Annotated in this window: 20 protein-coding genes, 1 tRNA gene and 2 pseudogenes; 11 read left to right on the forward strand and 12 right to left on the reverse strand. The window is 57.1% G+C overall.

Annotation, left to right across the window (positions count from 1 at the left end; genetic code table 11):
- Positions 1 to 3: 3 nt before the first annotated feature.
- The 3 genes from ihfA to KUIN1_RS11370 all read left to right on the forward strand — a co-directional run bounded on the left by ihfA (position 4) and on the right by KUIN1_RS11370 (position 808).
- Positions 4 to 306, forward strand: a complete 303-nt coding sequence (gene ihfA / locus KUIN1_RS11360) for an integration host factor subunit alpha (protein WP_002553164.1) — start codon at positions 4 to 6, stop codon at positions 304 to 306.
- Complete coding sequence (locus KUIN1_RS11365) at positions 287 to 643, forward strand: MerR family transcriptional regulator (protein WP_004408375.1); 357 nt, start codon at positions 287 to 289, stop codon at positions 641 to 643. Before ihfA ends, KUIN1_RS11365 begins: the two co-directional genes overlap by 20 nt.
- Before the next feature lie 88 nt (positions 644 to 731).
- Positions 732 to 808: transfer RNA gene (locus KUIN1_RS11370), tRNA-Pro, on the forward strand.
- Positions 809 to 966: 158 nt separating this feature from the next.
- Here the strand turns inward: KUIN1_RS11370 and KUIN1_RS11375 are convergent.
- The 12 genes and pseudogenes from KUIN1_RS11375 to KUIN1_RS11430 all read right to left on the reverse strand — a co-directional run bounded on the left by KUIN1_RS11375 (position 967) and on the right by KUIN1_RS11430 (position 11,242).
- Complete coding sequence (locus KUIN1_RS11375) at positions 967 to 1,881, reverse strand: transporter substrate-binding domain-containing protein (RefSeq protein ID WP_011267472.1); 915 nt, start codon at positions 1,879 to 1,881, stop codon at positions 967 to 969.
- Between the two features lie 60 nt (positions 1,882 to 1,941).
- Positions 1,942 to 2,169 (reverse strand): annotated as a pseudogene (locus tag KUIN1_RS11380) (aldehyde dehydrogenase family protein); the annotation flags it as partial.
- A gap of 85 nt (positions 2,170 to 2,254) precedes the next feature.
- Positions 2,255 to 3,070 (reverse strand): HpcH/HpaI aldolase/citrate lyase family protein, encoded by an 816-nt coding sequence (locus KUIN1_RS11385; RefSeq protein WP_011267473.1) that lies wholly within the window; start codon positions 3,068 to 3,070, stop codon positions 2,255 to 2,257.
- Entirely contained in the window at positions 3,067 to 3,912 is an 846-nt protein-coding gene (locus KUIN1_RS11390) for an FAS1-like dehydratase domain-containing protein (RefSeq protein ID WP_011267474.1), read from the reverse strand. The genes KUIN1_RS11385 and KUIN1_RS11390 overlap by 4 nt, the downstream gene beginning before the upstream one ends.
- Positions 3,913 to 3,937: 25 nt before the next feature.
- Positions 3,938 to 4,867 carry an electron transfer flavoprotein subunit alpha/FixB family protein gene (locus tag KUIN1_RS11395; protein WP_011267475.1) on the reverse strand — a complete coding sequence of 310 codons (930 nt, stop codon included), beginning with the start codon at positions 4,865 to 4,867 and terminating at the stop codon, positions 3,938 to 3,940.
- Positions 4,868 to 5,617 (reverse strand): electron transfer flavoprotein subunit beta/FixA family protein, encoded by a 750-nt coding sequence (locus tag KUIN1_RS11400; protein WP_011267476.1) that lies wholly within the window; start codon positions 5,615 to 5,617, stop codon positions 4,868 to 4,870.
- 63 nt (positions 5,618 to 5,680) lie between these two features.
- The gene (locus tag KUIN1_RS11405; RefSeq protein WP_024652272.1) at positions 5,681 to 6,883 is read right to left on the reverse strand and encodes a CaiB/BaiF CoA transferase family protein; all 1,203 of its coding nucleotides are present in this window, start codon (positions 6,881 to 6,883) and stop codon (positions 5,681 to 5,683) included.
- A 74-nt stretch (positions 6,884 to 6,957) separates the two neighbouring features.
- Positions 6,958 to 8,121, reverse strand: coding sequence for an acyl-CoA dehydrogenase family protein (locus KUIN1_RS11410; RefSeq protein ID WP_003442215.1), 1,164 nt, complete (start codon positions 8,119 to 8,121; stop codon positions 6,958 to 6,960).
- Positions 8,122 to 8,187: 66 nt separating this feature from the next.
- Positions 8,188 to 8,784 (reverse strand): thiamine pyrophosphate-dependent enzyme, encoded by a 597-nt coding sequence (locus KUIN1_RS11415; RefSeq protein WP_011267478.1) that lies wholly within the window; start codon positions 8,782 to 8,784, stop codon positions 8,188 to 8,190.
- Positions 8,772 to 9,311: a thiamine pyrophosphate-binding protein gene (locus KUIN1_RS11420; protein ID WP_011267479.1), complete on the reverse strand. Its 540-nt coding sequence runs from the start codon at positions 9,309 to 9,311 to the stop codon at positions 8,772 to 8,774. The genes KUIN1_RS11415 and KUIN1_RS11420 overlap by 13 nt, the downstream gene beginning before the upstream one ends.
- 171 nt (positions 9,312 to 9,482) lie before the next feature.
- Positions 9,483 to 9,664 (reverse strand): annotated as a pseudogene (locus KUIN1_RS27975) (aminotransferase class I/II-fold pyridoxal phosphate-dependent enzyme); the annotation flags it as partial.
- Positions 9,665 to 9,865: 201 nt separating this feature from the next.
- Positions 9,866 to 11,242: an MFS family transporter gene (locus KUIN1_RS11430; protein ID WP_152091988.1), complete on the reverse strand. Its 1,377-nt coding sequence runs from the start codon at positions 11,240 to 11,242 to the stop codon at positions 9,866 to 9,868.
- 505 nt (positions 11,243 to 11,747) lie between these two features.
- On the opposite strand from KUIN1_RS11430, the gene KUIN1_RS11435 reads away from it, so the two are divergent.
- The 8 genes from KUIN1_RS11435 to KUIN1_RS11470 all read left to right on the forward strand — a co-directional run bounded on the left by KUIN1_RS11435 (position 11,748) and on the right by KUIN1_RS11470 (position 19,939).
- A complete protein-coding gene (locus tag KUIN1_RS11435; protein ID WP_011267481.1) occupies positions 11,748 to 12,671 on the forward strand; it encodes a LysR family transcriptional regulator in 924 nt (307 codons plus the stop codon).
- Positions 12,672 to 12,816: 145 nt separating this feature from the next.
- Entirely contained in the window at positions 12,817 to 13,926 is a 1,110-nt protein-coding gene (locus KUIN1_RS11440; protein WP_011267482.1) for an MFS transporter, read from the forward strand.
- A 688-nt stretch (positions 13,927 to 14,614) separates the two neighbouring features.
- A complete protein-coding gene (locus tag KUIN1_RS11445; protein WP_024652273.1) occupies positions 14,615 to 14,899 on the forward strand; it encodes a hypothetical protein in 285 nt (94 codons plus the stop codon).
- A 177-nt stretch (positions 14,900 to 15,076) separates the two neighbouring features.
- A complete protein-coding gene (locus KUIN1_RS11450) occupies positions 15,077 to 15,799 on the forward strand; it encodes a GntR family transcriptional regulator (RefSeq protein ID WP_024652274.1) in 723 nt (240 codons plus the stop codon).
- Positions 15,796 to 16,584 (forward strand): SDR family oxidoreductase, encoded by a 789-nt coding sequence (locus KUIN1_RS11455; RefSeq protein ID WP_011267485.1) that lies wholly within the window; start codon positions 15,796 to 15,798, stop codon positions 16,582 to 16,584. The genes KUIN1_RS11450 and KUIN1_RS11455 overlap by 4 nt, the downstream gene beginning before the upstream one ends.
- Before the next feature lie 89 nt (positions 16,585 to 16,673).
- Positions 16,674 to 17,606 carry a 3-keto-5-aminohexanoate cleavage protein gene (locus KUIN1_RS11460; protein ID WP_003407360.1) on the forward strand — a complete coding sequence of 311 codons (933 nt, stop codon included), beginning with the start codon at positions 16,674 to 16,676 and terminating at the stop codon, positions 17,604 to 17,606.
- 48 nt (positions 17,607 to 17,654) lie between these two features.
- Positions 17,655 to 18,533 (forward strand): SMP-30/gluconolactonase/LRE family protein, encoded by an 879-nt coding sequence (locus KUIN1_RS11465; protein ID WP_024652275.1) that lies wholly within the window; start codon positions 17,655 to 17,657, stop codon positions 18,531 to 18,533.
- 83 nt (positions 18,534 to 18,616) lie between these two features.
- Entirely contained in the window at positions 18,617 to 19,939 is a 1,323-nt protein-coding gene (locus tag KUIN1_RS11470) for an MFS transporter (RefSeq protein ID WP_011267487.1), read from the forward strand.
- Position 19,940 lies beyond the last annotated feature (1 nt).

Consider the following 19,940-nt stretch of genomic DNA (forward strand, 5'->3'; position numbering starts at 1 on the left):
CGTATGGGGGCTCTGACGAAAGCTGAGATGGCCGAACGTCTGTACGAAGAGCTGGGCCTGAATAAACGGGAAGCCAAGGAACTGGTCGAACTGTTTTTTGAAGAAATCAGGCACGCTCTGGAAGATAACGAGCAGGTGAAGTTGTCAGGTTTCGGCAACTTCGACCTTCGAGACAAGCGCCAGCGGCCTGGGAGAAATCCCAAGACCGGTGAAGAGATTCCGATTACGGCGCGCCGTGTGGTCACCTTTCGTCCAGGGCAGAAGCTGAAGGCCCGAGTTGAGGCATATGCTGGAACCAAGTCATAACGACGAGCTGCCGCCGATCCCCGGCAAACGCTACTTCACCATCGGTGAGGTCAGCGAGCTCTGCGCGGTAAAACCGCACGTTCTGCGTTATTGGGAGCAGGAGTTTCCTCAACTCAACCCCGTCAAGCGACGCGGAAACCGTCGGTATTATCAGCGCCAGGACGTGCTGATGATCCGCCAGATCCGCGGCCTGCTATACGATCAGGGCTTCACCATCGGTGGCGCCCGACTTCGTCTTACCGCCGGTGAACCAAAGGATGACACCCAGCAGTACAAGCAGATGATTCGCGAGATGATTGCGGAGCTGGAAGACGTACTCGTCATGCTCAAGGCGTAATTGAGCAGTCAGGATACTTCCAAAATTCAAATGCTTAGGGTATATTCCTCAACGTTTTCGCAGGTTGCAAAACAGATACACGCCTAGTCGGGGCGTAGCGCAGTCCGGTAGCGCACTAGCATGGGGTGCTAGGGGTCGAGTGTTCGAATCACTCCGTCCCGACCATATAATTCAAAGGGTTGCGAGATTTTATCTCGCGACCCTTTTTTGTTTTTAAGCGTTTTTACCCCTACAAAAATTCTGGCTCTTGGTTGAATCTTCAGCAGCTACAAAGTTCATGGCGCGAGAAGAGTGCTTCGCTGTGTGCTGGAAGGGGACGGCCGTTAAAGAGCCTTTTCCGGTGCCGGTTGGTCGTTGGGTTGGGCGATGATTGTTTTGAGCTCTGCGCTCATGGGGAATTTGAGATTCAAGCCTTTGGGAGGGATGGGCTGAGTAAACCATTTATCGTAGATGGCGTTGATTTCACCTGAGACAAAAAGTGACTTAATCGAGTCATCCACGACTTTTTTGAGATCCGGATCACCCCGACGCATTGTGCAACCATAGATTTCGTTGGATTGCGGGGTGCCAGTCACTACCCAATCTTCCGGTTTCTTTGCCTTTGCCATTTCGCCCGCTAGCAATGCGTCGTCCTGCATAAACGCAATGGCGCGGCCGGACTCGAGCATTTGGTAAGACTCGCCAATGTCTTTGGCAGAGATTACGTTCATGTTCATCTTTTTCTCGGCATTCATGACCTTGAGCATCCGCTCGGCAGTGCTGCCAGCAGTAGTCACTACGTTCTTGCCGTTGAGATCTTGAAAGTCCTTGTAAACCGAATCCTTCCTGACCAACAGACGGGTGCTGGCTTCAAAAATGCCGACCGAGAAGTCGACCTGCCGAGCTCTCTCGGCGGTATTGGTTGTGGAGCCGCACTCCAGGTCCACAGTGCCGTTTTGCACCAGTGGGATACGCGTCTGTGATGTCACCAGGTTGTACCGTACGTTCAGCTTGGGCATACCGAGTTCTTGCTTGATAGCCTCGACAATCTTTAATTGAATGTCATGGGAGTAGCCCATCGGCTGACCGGATCCGTCGGCCATATAAGAGAAGGGAATGGAAGAGTCTCGGTGACCCAGGGTGATGGTCCCCGAGGTCTTGATTTTCTTAAGCGTGCCGGTGGGTTCGGCAGCCATGAGGGCAGTACTACTTAAGGCCACAGTCAGGGTAACGCCCAGGATTGCAGAGAAGGTACGCATCAAAAGCTCCTCATTAGGGTGAGGCGAGAGGTCTCGCGGGGCTTGGCGACTCGCTTGTTGTTAGTGACGGTCCAGCCAGACGGTCTGTGCATTACAGAATTCGTGCACACCGAAATGCGACAGTTCACGGCCAAAACCGCTTTTCTTTACGCCGCCGAAAGTGACGCGTGGATCGGTTGCGCAATAGCCATTGATGAATACGCCGCCGGTTTCCAGTTCGCCGGCCAGCTTCTGGGCCAGTTCCAGAGCATGTGCGGCGTCCCGCGCAGTTGTGATCGATGCCACGGGTCTAAGGCTGGAAACGTTAGTCATGACACCGTCCTGCAGGATGGGAATGGATGCATAGCTTCTAAGCAACAGCGCCGGTTTTGAATCAGATCGCGCGAGCCAAAATGGATTGCGCGCGACCAATGACCGGCGCATCGACCATTTGCCCATCCAGCACGAAAACGCCTTCACCTGAACGAGCGGCTTCGATAATGCGTTGCGCCCACTGCAATTCTTCCTGGCTTGGTTTTAGCGCCTGATGAATGATTGCGACTTGGGTTGGATGGATACACAGCGCGCCACCAAAGCCCATGTCGCGTGCAAAATGAACCGCGCGTAGTAGCCCAGCGGTGTCCTGGAACGACGGAAATACCCCATCCAACGCTGGAGCGAGCGCTGCAACCCGGGTGGCGAGCAAAACGGCGTAGCGCGCATGGCTAAGGATTTCTTCGGCGGCAGGGCTGCCAGTAGTCAGGTTCAGGTCCAGACCCAGATCCAGACTACCGAACGACAACCGCTCAACGCCTTGAGTGCCGGCAATTTCGTTGAGTGCTGACAAGCCCTTCGCGCTCTCGATGATTGGCCAAATCGGTTTTTCGGTACCGGCAGCTGTGGTGACCTGTTTCGCGCTTTCTGCTTTGGGCAGCAGAATTCCGATAACGCCAGCGTGGCGTCGGCAAAGATCCAGGTCCGCAACATGCGCCCAGTGATCCGGGGCATTCACTCGGACCAGAATTCGTGCATCCGGGGCTTCGCTCAGAAATGCGTCGAGGTTATCCCTCGCCTGCTCCTTGAGGTTTTCTTGCACGGCATCTTCCAAGTCAACGATGACCCGATCCGCCCCGGTGGCAATAGCTTTTGAGATGCGCTCTGGTCGAGTGGCCGGCACAAACAGGGCGGAGCGAACAAGTGATTTGCTCATGGCGTTGCTCCATTGCTGAACTCGATCTCTCCGATCTGTGCAGTGCCGTCCTGATTGCCAGCCCAGACCTGTGCCTTGCCGTTTTCGATTAGACGTCCGCCCACCTCGAAAGGCTTAGGCGAAATCAGAGGTCGTACTCCGCGGAATGCGAAACGCTCCAGACGCGCAGCTGGATGCGCTTTGGTAAAGGCACGCAAATTCAACGTGGCGATCAATGGACCATGTACCACCAGCCCCGGATAACCTTCGGTCTCTGTCACATACGGCCAGTCATAGTGAATACGATGACCATTGAAGGTCACTGCGGAATAGCGAAACAGCAGGGTTGGAGTGGGTTCTATCCGTTCCTGCCATTGGCCTTCAGGTAACGTTTCGGTACCGTTCAGTTTGGGCGGGGAAGCTTCACGGTAAACAATGTCCTGATCGTCTTGAAGGGCGCGTTTGCCGTCCTGGAAAAACTCATGGCGTACTGTGACGAACAATAAGGAACCCGTGCGACCGTGCTTCTCCTCGACGTTGAGGATGGTCGATACACAGGTCACTTCAGCATCCACTCTTAATGGCTGGAAAAACTCAATTCGGCTTCCCGCCCACATGCGATTGTGGTTATGGGCCGGCGGCAAAAATCCCCCCAGCGCTGGATGGCCGTCCGGCCCCAGTTCGCTGGCACCCACCGGCTCCTGAAAAAATGCCCAGTGCCACAGGGGCGGCAGCGGCTCACCGGGTTTTGGTGCCGACTCGCCCAATGTCGCGGCAATGCGTCTGACCAGAGTGAAACTGATCCGGTCCTGGCTTTCCTGACGTCGTCCAATCCAGGCGGAAAAATCGGAACTGTTGCTCATATTCTTTGCTCCAGTCGGTCAGTGATCAAGCCAGGGTGGCCATTTCTGGAATCGCTTCAAAAAGATCCGCCACCAGGCCGTAATCGGCCACCTGGAAGATCGGTGCTTCTTCGTCCTTGTTGATCGCAACGATCACTTTGGAGTCTTTCATGCCGGCCAGGTGCTGGATCGCGCCGGAGATACCGACGGCGATGTACAGCTGTGGCGCAACGATCTTGCCGGTCTGGCCGACCTGCATGTCGTTCGGTACGAAACCTGCGTCGACCGCTGCACGGGAAGCACCGACGGCAGCGCCCAGCTTGTCGGCCAGGGCGTACAGGTGTTTGAAGTTGTCGCCGTTCTGCATGCCGCGGCCGCCGGAAACGACGATCTTGGCAGCGGTCAGCTCAGGACGATCGGACTTGGCCAGCTCTTCGCTGACGAAGCTGGAAGTGCCGGCGTTGTGAGCAGCAGCAACCGCTTCAACAGCAGCCGAACCACCTTCAGCGGCAACCGGGTCGAAACCGGTTGCACGCACGGTGATCACTTTGATCGCAGCGGTCGATTGCACAGTAGCGATGGCGTTACCGGCGTAGATCGGACGCTTGAAGGTGTCAGCGCTTTCTACCGAGATGATCTCGGAAATCTGGTCAACGTCCAGCTGGGCGGCAACGCGCGGCAGGATGTTTTTGCCGTTGGAAGTGGCGGCAGCCAGGATGTGGCTGTAACCAGCGCCCAGTTCGGCTACCAGCGGAGCAACGTTTTCCGGCAGCTGATGCGCGTAGGCAGCATTGTCAGCGTTCAGGACTTTGCTCACGCCTGCGATTTTCGCGGCGGCTTCAGCCACGGCGCCAGCACCCTGGCCGGCAACCAGAACGTGGATGTCGCCGCCGATTTTGGCAGCGGCAGCCACGGTGTTCAGGGTGGCCGGAGCCAGCACTTTGTTGTCGTGTTCAGCAATAACCAAGATAGTCATTTAGATTACCTTCGCTTCGTTTTTCAGTTTCTCGACCAGTTCAGCCACCGACTTGACCTTGATGCCCGCGCTGCGTGCAGCCGGCGCTTCGACTTTCAGGGTCTTGTTGGTGGAGGCGGTGGAAACGCCCAAAGCGTCCGGAGTCAGCGTCTCGAGAGGCTTCTTCTTGGCTTTCATGATGTTTGGCAGGGACGCATAGCGCGGCTCGTTCAAACGCAGGTCGGTGGTGACGATCGCTGGCAACTTCAGGGAGACAGTCTGCGCGCCGCCGTCGATTTCGCGGGTCACGGCAACGCTGTCGCCGGAAACTTCGACTTTCGAGGCGAAAGTGCCCTGACCGTAGCCGCTCAGTGCAGCGAGCATCTGGCCGGTCTGGTTGTTGTCGCTGTCGATGGCCTGTTTGCCCAGGATCACCAGCTGAGGCTGTTCCTTGTCGACCACGGCCTTGAGCAGCTTGGCCACGGCCAGGGAAGTCAGGTCTTCAGCGGATTCGACGAGGATGGCGCGGTCGGCACCCAGAGCCAGTGCGGTACGCAGCTGTTCCTGAGCGGTGGACGGGCCGATGGAGACGACGACGATTTCAGTCGCAACGCCTTTTTCTTTCAGGCGTACGGCTTCTTCCACTGCGATTTCGCAGAACGGGTTCATCGACATCTTGACGTTGGCGAGGTCTACGCCGGAATTGTCCGCCTTGACGCGAACCTTGACGTTGTAGTCGACCACTCGTTTCACAGCTACCAGCATTTTCATTGGGCAGTGTTCTCTCGAAAAACTTTGATCGTTGCAGGCAGGCTTTTTATTTTCAGCTGAAGGCTAAATCGCCCCGGCTACGCGCATTTGTTCAATACGGTCTGTACCCAGCCCCAGTTCCCTGAGCACCTGTTCGGTGTGCTGACCTAAACCCGGTACGGCATCCATACGTGGCTCGAACGCGCTGTTGCTGCCGGGAGGTATCAAGCTCGGAACGGTACCGGCGGAGGTTTCGACTTCCCGCCAGCGATCACGCGCCTGAAGTTGCGGATGGTCCCAAACACCTTGCATGTCATTGACCCGAGCATTAGCAATTTGCGCATGCTCCAACCGATCAAACACGGCATCGAAATTGAGTGTGGAGAACGATTCAACGATGAGTGCCCGCAGCGCCTGGCGGTTTTCGACGCGCTTGAAGTTGGCAGAGAAACGTTCGTCTTTCGCCAGTTCAGGAGTAAGCAGTACCTTGTCGCAAAACAGCTGCCACTCACGCTCGTTCTGCAACCCCAGCATGACTGTGGTGCCGTCACCGATGGGGAAGGGACCATAGGGGTAAATTGTGGCGTGCGCGGCGCCGGCGCGAGGGGGAGGGGGAGAGCCGTCGTACGCGTAGTACATCGGGTAGTTCATCCACTCGACCAGGCTTTCCAGCATGGACACATCGAGGTGGCTGCCTTCGCCAGTGCGTCCACGCAACAGCAAGGCAGACAGAATTCCGGTGTAGGCGTACATGCCGGCCGCGATGTCAGCAATCGAGCAACCGGCCTTGGCCATTTCGTCTTCACCCGGTCCGCCGGTGACCGACAGGAAACCGCCTTCGCTCTGGATCAACAGGTCATAGGCTTTTTTCTTTTCATACGGGCCGCCTGCGCCGTAGCCTGAAATGTCACAAACGATCAGGCGCGGAAACCGCTGATGCAAAGCCTCAAATGAAAGTCCCATTCGTGCTGCGGCACCCGGCGCCAGGTTCTGCACCAGGACATCGGCAGTGGCCAGCAAGCTGTCCAGCACCTCGGTGGCCGAATCTTGTTTCAGATCGAGGGTCAGGCTTTCTTTCGAGCGATTGGTCCAGACGAAGTGCGAGGCGAGACCGTTGACGCGTTGGTCGTACCCTCTGGCGAAATCACCGGTGCCTGGGCGTTCGACCTTGATCACACGCGCGCCAAGATCGGCCAATTGTCGGGTGCAGAAGGGCGCTGCAATCGCATGCTCAAGGCTGACGACGGTAACGCCATCGAGCGGACGGATGCCTTTGGGTTGGCTCATGATTATTATCTCTCTTGTCATGGCTCCCCAGTCGCGTCTGCTTGGGCCGACGCACTGGGCTATACGCTTATTCCTTAAAAGGAGCGCGGCAGTTCGAGCAGGTGTTCGGCAACGTACGACAGGATCAGATTGGTGGAGATGGGAGCAACCTGATACAGACGGGTTTCACGGAATTTGCGCTCGACGTCGTACTCGCAGGCAAAACCAAAACCGCCGTGGGTCTGCAAGCACGCATTGGCGGCTTCCCACGAGGCTTTCGCCGCCAGGTACTTGGCCATATTGGCACTGGCCCCGGCGTTGATACCGCTGTCGTATTCCTCGCAAGCACGCCAGCGCATCAGGTCAGCCGCTTCGATTTCAATGTGTGCTTCAGCGATGGGGAACTGAACGCCCTGGTTCTGCCCGATAGGGCGTCCGAACACGACGCGATCACGCGCATAGGCGCTGGCTTTTTCGATAAACCAGCGACCGTCACCAATGCATTCGGCTGCGATCAGTGTGCGCTCGGCGTTCAGTCCGTCCAGAATGTAGCGGAAACCTTTGCCTTCCTCGCCGATGAGGCTATCGGCAGGAATTTCCAGGTTGTCGAAGAACAGCTCGTTGGTTTCGTGATTGACCATGTTGGCGATCGGCTGCACGGTCATGCCGTTGCCAATGGCCTCGCGTAGATCGACGAGAAAGATCGACATACCTTCGGATTTTTTCTTCACGTCGGTCAAAGGCGTGGTACGCGCCAGCAAGATCATCAGATCGGAGTGCTGGACGCGCGAGATCCAGACCTTCTGCCCGTTGATCACATACTTGTCACCTTTGCGCACGGCGGTGGTCTTTATCTTTGTAGTGTCGGTACCGGTAGTGGGTTCGGTGACGCCCATCGATTGCAGGCGCAATTCGCCGCTGGCCAGTTTCGGCAGGTAGTAGCTTTTCTGCGCCTCGCTGCCGTGTCGTAGCAGGGTGAACATGTTGTACATCTGGCCGTGCACGGTGCCGGAATTACCGCCGCAGCGGTTCACTTCTTCCAGGATTACCGAGGCCTCAGCCAACCCGAGGCCGGAGCCACCATATTCGACAGGGATCATCGCTGCCAGCCAACCTGCGTCGGTCAGTGCCTTGACGAAGGTTTCCGGAAAGCCTTTTTCTTCGTCGACTTTGCGCCAGTAAGCCGCATCGAATTCAGCGCACAGAGCGCGTACGCCCTCGCGGATGGCATTGAGTTCTTCAGAGTTACGGTCAGTCATTTTTATTCTCCTCAACGCGTCACGCACGGTAACTGCCCTGCGTGACCGGGGCCGAGCAAAGAGCAATCAGATCGGGTTGAAACCCAAGGCGGCACGAAAGCGATTCTTGACGTAATGACCATCGCGCGGCGGCAGCACCCGGGGCGGGTTCTCCGCTTTGATCTTTATCGTCGCGAGCTTGACGCCGTCGCGGCTCGCAAAGCGCTCGCGCAAGTTATGTACGCCTTCCATGTCGCGGATCTCATCGGTCCAACTGAAGCCGCAAGTTTTCGCCACCTGGTCCAGGGAAATACCAAAGCCGGCGTGGCTGACTTGCATGCCGGTTTCACCAAAGTGACCGTTATCCAGCACAGCGATGGTCAGGTTGGCAGGCTTCTGCAGTGCCACCGTGGCCAGTGCGCCGAATCCCATGAGCAACTCGCCGTCACCGGTGACCACCACCACCGACTTGTCTGGCTGCGCATTCGCCAGGCCCAGGCCCACAGTGATTGCGCTGCCCATGGCGGCCCAGAGGTAATAATTCAGATCGTTGTCACCGGCGGCCATCACGTCATAGGACGCGGAGCCCAGCCCCGTCACGACCAGCACGTCTTTGCGGTCGGCCAGTAAGGCCTTGACCACTTCGCGGCGGCACAGAGTGTGGTTTGCGCTTACTTGACCCATTTCTTTTCTCCAATCAGGCGCTGGCCGAGCAGCAGGGCAGTGGACGAATCACCGTTGAAGGCCATGGTCGCGGCACCGTGCAGCAACGGGGCGACGTCTTCCGGGACGTCCGCGCGCCAGGTCATCACTTTCATCAGATTCAGGGAGGCTTCTGTGGCCTGGCCCATCGGGTTCTGCCACGCGTTGAATTCGGCCCAGTCGCCGCGCATTGTGACCACCATCAACAGCGGAAAGCCTGCGCAGACTTGCAGAGCGAGAGTGTTGATGCAGTTACCGACTCCGCTGGATTGCATCAGGAGGGCACCACGCTCTCCACCAAGCCATGCGCCGGCGAGATAGCCGATGCCTTCTTCCTCGGTGGTGAGGACAACGGCCTTGATGTCCGGGTCCGCATACGACATGCGGATCGCCGCCGAGTGGCCTGCATCCGGTACGAAGACCACGTGTTTGACGTCGTGGGCCTTGAGCACGCGGAACACGTCCTCTTGCCAATTCTGTCCCACGGTGTGTTCAGCTTCTGTTGACATGCCAATCTCCCAAGCAGTGCTGCTTTTGTGTTTTCACCCATTCTGGGAGGGATGGAGGAGAAGGACGACTACCGTTTTTGTCTTTGAGATATGCCCATTTTGTATAGCTAGGGGGGAATGCGTGGCCTGTTGGGCAACGGCGATAGCCACGCATTATGGGAAGGGAAATGATTAACGCAGAGAGGGGCAGGACGTACGGAATCGCCTCGCGCTCCCTACGCAATGAAGCGTCATCCATAGCGTAGGCAATGCGAATGTAAGGGAAGGCCAAAAGCGCTTCCATGCACCACTGCCACATCCGCGTCGTCGAGCAGCGCCTGCGCGACATCTTTGTCGGTGTGCAGTACTCGGCCGGTATCAAGAGGCCCGTCTTTGACTCAAGTCAGTTCAAGGATCTTGATCTGGATTGCAGGCATGGCCAAACCGGGAAAGGTAACCAAGGTTCATCAAGAGCATTCATCACAAGTAGCATCGGTATCCGCTATCCAGTGATTTTAAAAGGGCCCATGGATCATCATGGGCCCTTTCAAAAAACCACGGTAATCGTCAGTGCCTCAGATCCTGGCAGCCTGCGATTTGATGCAGCCCCTCAGTCCGGTGCGTTCTTCGATCTCACCCGAGCCGCTGATGTAACCATAGCGGGACAGGTTGGGCATTAGCGTCGCTGCGATGAACGTGATGGTTACTACGGCCGCGACGTAGAAGAAGAAATACTCCTCAATACCCTGCGACCGAAGCGACAAGGCGACGTATTCGGCGGTGCCACCGAATGCCGCGTTGCCGACGGCATAAGGAAAGCCCACACCCAATGCACGTACCGCTGGCGGGAACAGTTCAGCTTTGACGATACCGGCAATCGGGGTGTAGAGCGACGCGATTGCCAGGCCGCCAAATACCAGCAGGAACGCTGTAAATGGACTGCTGACTGATTGCAGTGAATAGAGCAGGGGGATCACCAGTAGCATGGCCAACCCGGAAAACAACAACATATGGACCTTGATTCCGATTCGGTCGGCGAGCAGACCAAAGAGTGGCTGACAAAACATGAAACCGACCAGGGCGGCCGTCATGATGAAGCTCACCGTTTCCGGACTAAACCCCGCAGAGATCACCAGAAATTTCTGCATGTAGGTGGTGAAGGTGTAGAAGTAAAGTGAACCGCCAATGGTAAACGCGACCACCAGTGCCACTGCGCGTTTGTGTTTGAACATGCCACGTAGCGAGCCGGCATCTTTGCGGTTCATTTCTTTTTTTGTGGCGGTTTCATGCATCGCGCGACGCAAATGCACGACTACGATAGAACTAAAGGCGCCGATGAAAAAAGGAATTCTCCAGCCCCATTCCCGCAATTCCTCGCCGGTAAGGGTTTGTTGAAGTATGACCACGGTCATCAGGGCGAGGAGTTGGCCTGCGATGATGGTGAAGTACTGGAATGATCCATAGAAACAACGACGCCCAGGTGTCGCGATTTCACTGATGTAGGTGGCGCCGGTGCCGTACTCCGCGCCGACTGACAGACCCTGAATCAGCCTGGCAACGACAAGCAAAACTGGCGCCGCCACACCGATGGTTTCATAGGTCGGCATGACGGCAATCAACAAGGAACCGGCGCACATCATGAACACCGAGATAATCATCGATACCTTGCGGCCGCGGGTATCAGCAATCCAGCCAAAAATCCAACCGCCGAGCGGCCGCATGAAAAAGCCGACGGCGAAGACGCCGGCGGTTGCGAGCAACTGACTGGTGGTGTCGCCTTTGGGGAAAAACGAGCTCGCAAAATAGATGGCGGTATAGGCGTAAATGAAAAAGTCGTACCACTCCACCAGATTGCCCGAGCAGGCACCCATGATGGCTCTGACACGATTCGGACTTTTCATCTGATCGGACTTTTCAGTGTGGCGTGTTGAGTCGCTGGTTGATGCAGACATTTTGTTCACCCTTGTTTCAAGGCGAGACGATACGAGGCCCACGCTGATGCGTGTCCGACGTTGCTAGCTCGATGGGTTGATGTGCTTAACGCAAGTGCTGTGACCCTTCGACGACCAAGGCACATGAAGCGGGGGGGCGTATATGAGAGGTCAGCTGTTCGCTGACTGTATAAGGCGGGTCGGTCAGGTAACGGGAAAGGTAGTAAATCATGGCGGCAAGCCCTCGAATCTTATTCTTGTAGTCAGTCGATCGCTCTTGGCGTCGACGTTGATTGCACGCTACCGCAGAGTGACGAGGGTAATAAGCCGTCAGCCAGGTCTAACTGATATACCGAAATTCTATAGCTTGTCTTGCAGCCCCTGCGGGCTGGGGGATACAGCCGGCTATAAAGCCATTAGGTCCCATGCGACGCGGGCCCTTTGGCATTTCAGGAAACGCTAATGCGTTTACACTCATACTACTTCGACGCATTTCGCGCCGAGCCCGACTTTGACTGGCCTGGTAATGGATGTCGTTCAACTCAAAACCTTGATTCATGTGGCCGAGCTAGGCAGTCTCAGCAAGGCCTCAGACCGGCTTCACATCGCACAACCGGCACTCAGCCGACAAATTCGAATGCTAGAAAAAGAACTCGGCACCTACCTGTTTGATCGGCATGGACGAGGCATGGAGATTACCGATGCTGGTCGCGAGGTGCTGGCGCATGCCACTCGAATCATGGAAGAAATGGAATCCATTCGAAGTTCAGTGGTGGGCGGAAAGACCTCTTTTCGGGGAACGGTCGTCATCGGTACGACGCCGACGGTAGCGGAAATTGTCACCGTTCCTTTAGTGCGCAAAATCAAAGAGGCGCATCCGAATCTTGCCGTCAGGTTTTCCTCGGCCTTCAGCGGTTATCTGCTGGATTGGGTTCAGCGTGGCGAATTGGAACTGGCGATTTCTTACGATCCCCAACCCCTGCATACGCTGCGTATCGTGCCGGTGATGATGGAAAACTTGCTGCTGGTCGGACCTGCCAGTGCCAAGCTGCGCCTGGATGTGCCGGTGTCATTCGAGTCTTTGGCCGAGCAGCAGTTGGTGTTGCCAAGCGCCCGCCACAGTCTTCGCGTGATTCTGGATAATTGTGCGCGAGAAGTCGGCATCAAGCTCAAAACCAGCGTTGAAGCTGACTCCTTCGGCGCGATGATTGACCTGGTTCGTAATGGCTTCGGTTTGACAGCTTTGCCACTGGCATCAATTTACGCCCAAATCGAAGCTGGTGTGCTCAGTGCCGCCCCCTTGGTTGACCCTATTCCCATGCGCAAACTTGTTCAGGTTTTTCCTGCCGACAGGCGTGTCAGTCCGGCTGCCAAATTCGTCGGGGATGCCTTCATCGAAATTGCTGCCGACCTGGTCAATCGTAAGATTTGGGCTGGGCACATGCTTTGAGCCAACGGATTCGTTGGCCAGGTGAATCGTTCGTTTAAACGTAATTGCTCAGCTACTCACTCTATCCGCCTTTCTCACCACTGATGACATTGTCTTGAATCAACAAACACGACTGCCTGGCGTATTCGGCATTTTCATTTTGGGGATGCTGCAGGTTCTGGTCTGGGGAGGCTCGTTCTTCCTGATGGCCGTCATGGCCGACTCGATCATGAAAGAAACCGGCTGGGCCAGCCAATGGGTGTATGGCGCACTGTCTCTGAGCATTCTGGTTTCCGCGATGCTGGCGCCGTTGACCAGCCGGCTTATTGCCCAGTATGGCGGTCGCCCTATTCTGGCCAGTAGCGGTCTGGGCGTCGCCATCGGGTTGTTTCTGATGGCCAGTTCGACCTCGTTGCCGATGTTTTTTTTGTCTTGGGCTGTAATAGGTGTCGGTATGGCGCTGGGGTTGTATGAAGCGCTATTCGCCGCTTTAGGCTCTCTCTATGGGGAGCGAGCGGGCAGTGCGATTACGGGCATCACGCTTGTGTCCGGTTTTGCTACAACACTGTCATGGCCCGCGGTTGCGCTGGTCATCGAACACGTTGGTTGGCGCACGACGTGCGTGGCTTATGGAGTGTTATTGGTCATTGTCGTGGCGCCACTTTATCTCTGGGTTCTGGCGAGGGGCACGGGACCACTCATAAAAAGTCAGGTAGCGGGTGGCGAAAGTTTCTCAATCGACCGGCGGATCTACTTGTTGCTTACGCTGATTTTTGCTTTGGGTGCAGTGATCATGACGGCGATGTCGGTCCAGCTGATTTCATTGTTGCAGGGGCAGGGTTACTCGCTTGCAGCCGCCGTCGGACTGAGCGCATTGCTGGGGCCGAGCCAGGTAGGATCACGTGTTTTACAGGTGTTTTCGCGTACGCGACACCCGATCTGGACGACGTTGATCTCCGTGATATTCGTGGCAATTGGTCTGCTGATTGTGACCATCGCACCGGCAATGACTGCCCTGGGGCTGGTGATCTATGGCGCGGGTAATGGTTTGCGGGCGATCGTTCGAGGACTGCTGCCATTGGCCCTCATGTCGCCTACCCATTATGTTTTGCTGATGGGGCGCATGGCTCGGCCTTCGCTCATAGGACAAGCCTTGACCCCCCTTGCAGGCGGTTACCTGTTGCAGGCCTGGGGCGCTGGCGGTGTGCTTGCGGGACTGAGTGTGCTTGCCGTATTGAACGTGCTCTTGGTCTTGCTGCTCATTCGACTGGTATGAAAAAGAACGGCTCTGATTGCCATCCTTCCTGAGGATCCCGGCCGGCATCATTGGCGGTCAGCGACTCGAGTTCTTTATGATGATTTTGGCGATGAAACGGACTCCCCCTACTTTTCCCCCCACAAAAACGCCGGCTCTTGATGGACGTTACTGGACTCACTTAGAGCAGAACACCGCTGGAGCTCAAGTAAATACTCGCTTGGAAAAATCCAGAGTAAAATTTTGGAAGCTTTCAAGAAGTATGAAAAGGGAGATGGGGTGCTAGGGGTCGAGTGTTCGAATCACTCCGTCCCGACCATATTTTTCAATGAGTCAGCCCAATCTGAGAAGATTGGGCTTTTTCATGTGCGTGAGTTTTGAGTGACTCGCTGTCTCTCGATGGTTTTCAACTTTTCCAAAATGTCACAAACGGCCCGTGTGATCATTTTCTGACACCCTCTTTGCTGCCTACATCAGATATCCAGGTCCGAGCACTAGTCCCGTCCTAAACCATCTCATGGATCAATAGGTGATGCCGTCAGGCCCCAGTCAATCCTGTTTCCTTGCTGATCTGACGCTCCCACTTTTCACGCATTGGCGTGAGGTGGCCCCGCCGCTGAGGCTGAGTTAGAGAGGGCTATTGGAGCTTTGCGATTCGGTTCAGCTACTATCGCGTATCGCGCGAATCAATTTACGTATGGATGCACTGATGCTCAACGATTCCGATACCGTGGGAAGTGCTTTCAAGCGTGCCTTTTACCGGGTTGACGGTATAACGATGTATGCGTGTTGGGTGGTATGGGCGGGGATACTGATCTGGGACCTGCTTGGTTCGGGAAGCTCAGGTATCCACACGGTTGTCCTGATTCTGATAAGCCTTTTAAATCCTTTCCTGTTTCTACTGCTTGGTCTTTGGCGCTTACCCGGTTTGCTGACGGCGTTGATTATCATCGGTATCAATATCAGGTTTTTATTCGCTTGGCTTTGGGCCTGACGATCTATGTAAGACGCAGTATTGACGTCTGAAACCTTCTCCCGCACCAACGCTTTACCCGTAGGCCCGCGACACGAGCTCCCACTGGGCACCCACGGTCTCCAAAAAAACAATTTGACATATGTTATTTGTGATCACATATTTGCTTCATAAGAAAGCCAATATGAGTCACTCCCCATGACAGACCGTCCCATCCTCCTGCCGCCCATGCGCCAGGTCTCTCGCGATACCCTCCAGGACCAGGTCTACCGACAGATTCGTGAAGCACTGATGAGCGGGCGCTTTCAGCCGGGTCAGAAGCTGACGATCCGTGGTCTGGCCGAGGCGCTGGGTTCCAGTCCGATGCCGGTGCGCGAGGCGTTGAATCGTCTTAGCGCCGAGAACGCCTTCGAAGTCACCGAAACCGCCCGGCTGCGTGTGCCCATGATAACCCCGGAGCGGTTGCGCGAGATTCGCGACGCGCGGGTGGCGCTGGAAGGTCTGTTGGCCGAGAAAGCGGTGGTTCTGATCAACGACGCCGATCTTGCCGACATCAGCCAGCTTTGCGGGCAGATGCAGAAGGCTGCCGACAGCGTTGATGTCGCCCTCTATCTGTGGACCAACTTTGCCTTTCACCGACGCATTTATGCGGTGGCCAAGGCTGAGCTGATCGTTGCGGCGGTGGAGAATTTCTGGCTGCACATCGGCCCGTGTTTCGCGCTGGTTGCGCCTGACCGGGCGCACCTTCAACGCTCGATGGAAGCACACAACCGTATCGTCGAGGCTCTGGCGGCGCGTGACGGGGCGGCGGCTCGTGCAGCTGTCACCGACGACATCATGCAGGCTGCCGACTCTCTGACGCGCCTGATCGCAAAGAGCGACCGCTCCAGGTCGCGTGTCTCGGGAGTGAAAAAAGCATGAGTGTTCTCAATCGGCTGGTTCCCTATGCAGGGCTGCGCGTCCTGATTTCCGGCGGTGCAGCCGGGATTGGTGAGGTGTTGGCGGCGGCTTACCTGGAAGCGGGGGCAAAGGTACACGTGTGCGATGTCAGCGAGGCGGCCATTGCGGCATTCCTCGATCGCCATCCAGGCAGCGTCGCCACCCACGCAGACGTCGCTGATCCGGCGCAGATCGAAGCGGTATTCAGGGTGCAGCGGGCACGCTTCGATGGTCTTGATGTGCTGATCAACAACGCCGGGATCGCCGGTCCGACGGCAGGGATCGATGCCATTAGCGAAGAAGAGTGGCAGCGCACCATCGACATCAATCTCACCGGGCAGTACCGCTTCGCTCATCACGCTGTGCCGTTGCTCAAGGCCTCACCCAACGCTCACCTGATCCATATCGCCTCCGTCGCCGGTCGCCTGGGCTATGCCTGGCGCACCCCGTATGCCGCGACCAAGTGGGCGATTGTCGGGCTGATGAAGTCGCTGGCGTCCGAGTTGGGTGAAAGTGATATCCGCGTCAATGCCTTGCTGCCCGGTATCGTCGAAGGCCCGCGCATGGATGGAGTGATCCGGGCCCGTGCGCAACAAATGAACGTGCCGGAGGAGGAGATGCGCGAGGAGTACCTGAAAAAGATCTCGCTCAAGCGCATGGTCACCGCCGAAGACGTCGCCGCGATGGCGCTCTTTTTATGCTCGCCGGCCGCCCGCAACGTAACGGGGCAGGCCATCAGTGTGGATGGCAACGTCGAGTACCTCTGAGGATTCGCCCGATAGCAACGATGACCGGACCTCGTCCGAGTCATGTTCCACATCAGATTTCTCGCCAACAACAAGAATGGAGAATGCTCATGCCCAAAAAACGTCCGGTCATCATTACCTGCGCCGTAACGGGTGCAATTCACACGCCGTCGATGTCGCCTCATTTGCCGATCACGCCGCAGGAAATCGCCGATGCAGCCATCGGTGCCGCCGAGGCCGGGGCCTCGATCGTTCATTTGCACGCCCGCGACCCGCAGGACGGAAGGCCCAGTCAGGATGTCGACCTGTTTCGGCAGTTCCTGCCGCAGATCAAGGCCAAGAGCGACGTGGTGATCAATATCACCACGGGCGGCGCGCCGACCATGGGCGTGGAAGAGCGCTTGCAACCGGTGGCGCAGCTCAAGCCGGAACTGGCCTCGTTGAACATGGGGTCAATGAACTTCGGTCTGTATGAAATGCTGGATCGCTACAGCGAATTCAAGCACGACTGGGAGCGGCCCTATCTGGCCGAGAGCGACGACCGGATTTTCCGCAACACCTTCCGCGACATCGCGCACATTCTCAATACCTGTGCCGAGAACCGTACACGCTTTGAAATTGAATGCTATGACATCGGCCATCTGTATACCGCAGCACACTTCCTGCAGCGTGGGTTGCTCAAGGCGCCGATTTTCATCCAGTCTGTATTCGGTTTGCGCGGCGGGATCGGCGGGCACCCTGAAGACCTGGCGCACATGCGCCGTACGGCTGACCGCCTGTTTGGCGATGCCTATCAATGGTCGATCCTGGGGGCCGGTCGCAATCAGATTCCGCTGGGCACCATGGGCCTGTCGATGGGCAGCCATGTACGGGTCGGTCTGGAGGATTCGCTGTGGGACGGGCCGGGCAAACTGGCGGCGTCCAATGCCGATCAGGTCAAGCGTATCCGCACGGTGATCGAAGCGCTGGGCGGGCAGGTGGCAACGCCGGACGAAGCCCGTGAAATGCTCGATCTGAAGGGGCAGGACAAGGTTGATTTCTAGTCGCCGCAAAAATGTGTCATCTCAATAACAACAAGACAGAGGTGAAAAATGCGTATCGAAATCGTTGTCGACGTGAAGACTACGCTGGGCGAAGGCCCGGTCTGGGATGTCGAGCAACAGCGCCTGTACTGGATCGATAGCTTCGACGGCCGTGTCCTGCGCTGCACGGACGACGGGCGCGAACTGCGCGCTTGGGAGGTCGGCCAGAAAATCGGTTCCATGGCCTTGCGCAAGCACGGTGACGCGGCGCTTGTGGCGCTGCAGACGGGCATCTATAACCTCGACCTGCCGAGCGGCGATCTGGAGCTGATCGTCGACCCTGAGCCCGGTTTGCCGAACAATCGGCTCAATGATGGCAAGGTCGATCGGCAGGGCCGGTTCATTGTGGGGTCGATGGACACGCAGGAAGATCAGGCCAGCGCGAAGCTGTATCGCCTCGATCCTGACCTGAGCCTGCACACACTGGATGAAGGCATTATCGTGTCCAACGGTCCTTGCTGGAGTCCGGGCGGGGACACCTTTTATTTCGCCGACACCTGGTCCGGGGAGATCTGGACCTACGATTACGACAACGCCAGCGGCGCAGTCGCCAACAGACGCACCTTTGCCAAGGTCGATACCTCAACGGGAGGCGCGGCGGATGGCTGCACCGTGGACGCCGAAGGCTGTCTGTGGCAAGCGCTGGTGTATGCCGGAAAACTGGTGCGTTACACCCCCGACGGCCAGATGGATCGCATCATCGACATGCCCGTGAAAAAAGTGACCAGTCTGACCTTTGGCGGCCCGAATCTGGACACACTGTTTGTCACCTCCATGGCCAAGCCGCCGTTGCCGCGCTTTCCTGACGATGGCCAGCAGCGCGGTGCCTTGTTCGCCATCACCGGGCTGGGCGTGAAAGGCATCGCCGAGCGGCGCTTTGCCAGTTGACCCTTCTACAGACCGAACCTGAACGTTAAGGACGACTGGACCCTTTCTCGCTGGGGCGTGTGTGGCACGCCTGGAGATTTCCCATGCCAAATAACAAGAATGCATCGCTGGGCAAGATTCATCGTTTTTCGTGGGTGTCGTTGCTGGTCTGCTGGATGATCTGGATTTTGAACGCCTATGACCGCGAGATCGTCTTGCGCCTGGGGCCGACGATTTCCAAGCATTTCGACCTGTCTGCAGACCAGTGGGGCACGGTGGCCACGGTTGTCATGCTGGCGCTGGCCGTTCTCGATATTCCCGGCTCCATCTGGAGTGATCGCTACGGCGGAGGGTGGAAGAGGGCGCGCTTTCAGGTGCCGTTGGTACTGGGTTATACCGCGCTGTCCTTTCTGTCGGGCTTCAAGGCATTGAGTGGCAGCCTCGCCAGTTTCATCGCCCTGCGGGTCGGGGTGAATCTGGGCGCTGGCTGGGGCGAGCCGGTCGGCGTCAGCAACACGGCCGAGTGGTGGCCAGTAGAACGTCGTGGTTTTGCCTTGGGCGCGCACCATACCGGTTACCCCATCGGCGCGATGCTCAGCGGCATTGTCGCCAGTTTCGTAATCAGCACCTACGGAGAGGAGAACTGGCGTTATGTGTTCTTCTTCGCCTTCGTGGTAGCACTGCCACTGATGATCTTCTGGGCACGCTACTCGACGGCCGAGCGCATCACCCAACTGTACGTGGACATCGCTGCCAAAGGCATGACCCCACCGGACAGCACGCCGTCGACCAATGTAAAAGGCCAGGTCTGGAAGTCGGTGAAGGCGACGCTGAGTAACCGCAATATCGCCCTGACTGCCGGTAACACCCTGCTTACGCAAGTGGTGTACATGGGCGTCAACATTGTCCTGCCGGCCTACCTGTACAACATCCTCAACCTGTCGCTGGCCGAGTCTGCGGGAATGAGCGTGGTGTTCACACTGACCGGCATCCTCGGGCAACTGATCTGGCCTTCACTGTCGGACATCATCGGTCGGCGCATCACCCTGATCATCTGTGGCATATGGATGGCGGTCAGTGTCGGGGCCTTTTACTTCGCCAACACCATCCTGATCGTTATCGCCGTACAGTTGCTTTTCGGCCTGGTCGCCAATGCCGTCTGGCCCATCTACTACGCGGTCGCCTCCGACTCGGCACAACCTTCTGCGACCTCCACAGCCAACGGGATCATCACCACGGCGATGTTCATCGGCGGCGGCGTTGCCCCGGTGTTGATGGGGACGCTGATTTCCATGGGCGGCGGCTGGACCAGCCTCAGCGGTTATACCGTGTGCTTTTTCGTCATGGCCGGTTGCGCGTTGGGCGGGGCGTTCCTGCAGCTGTTTTCTCACCGTCCGGAGTTGCTGACGGTGCAGCGGAGCGTGTGAG

This window comes from Pseudomonas sp. KUIN-1, assembly GCF_009176725.1.
GTDB classification, from domain to species: domain Bacteria; phylum Pseudomonadota; class Gammaproteobacteria; order Pseudomonadales; family Pseudomonadaceae; genus Aquipseudomonas; species Aquipseudomonas fragariae.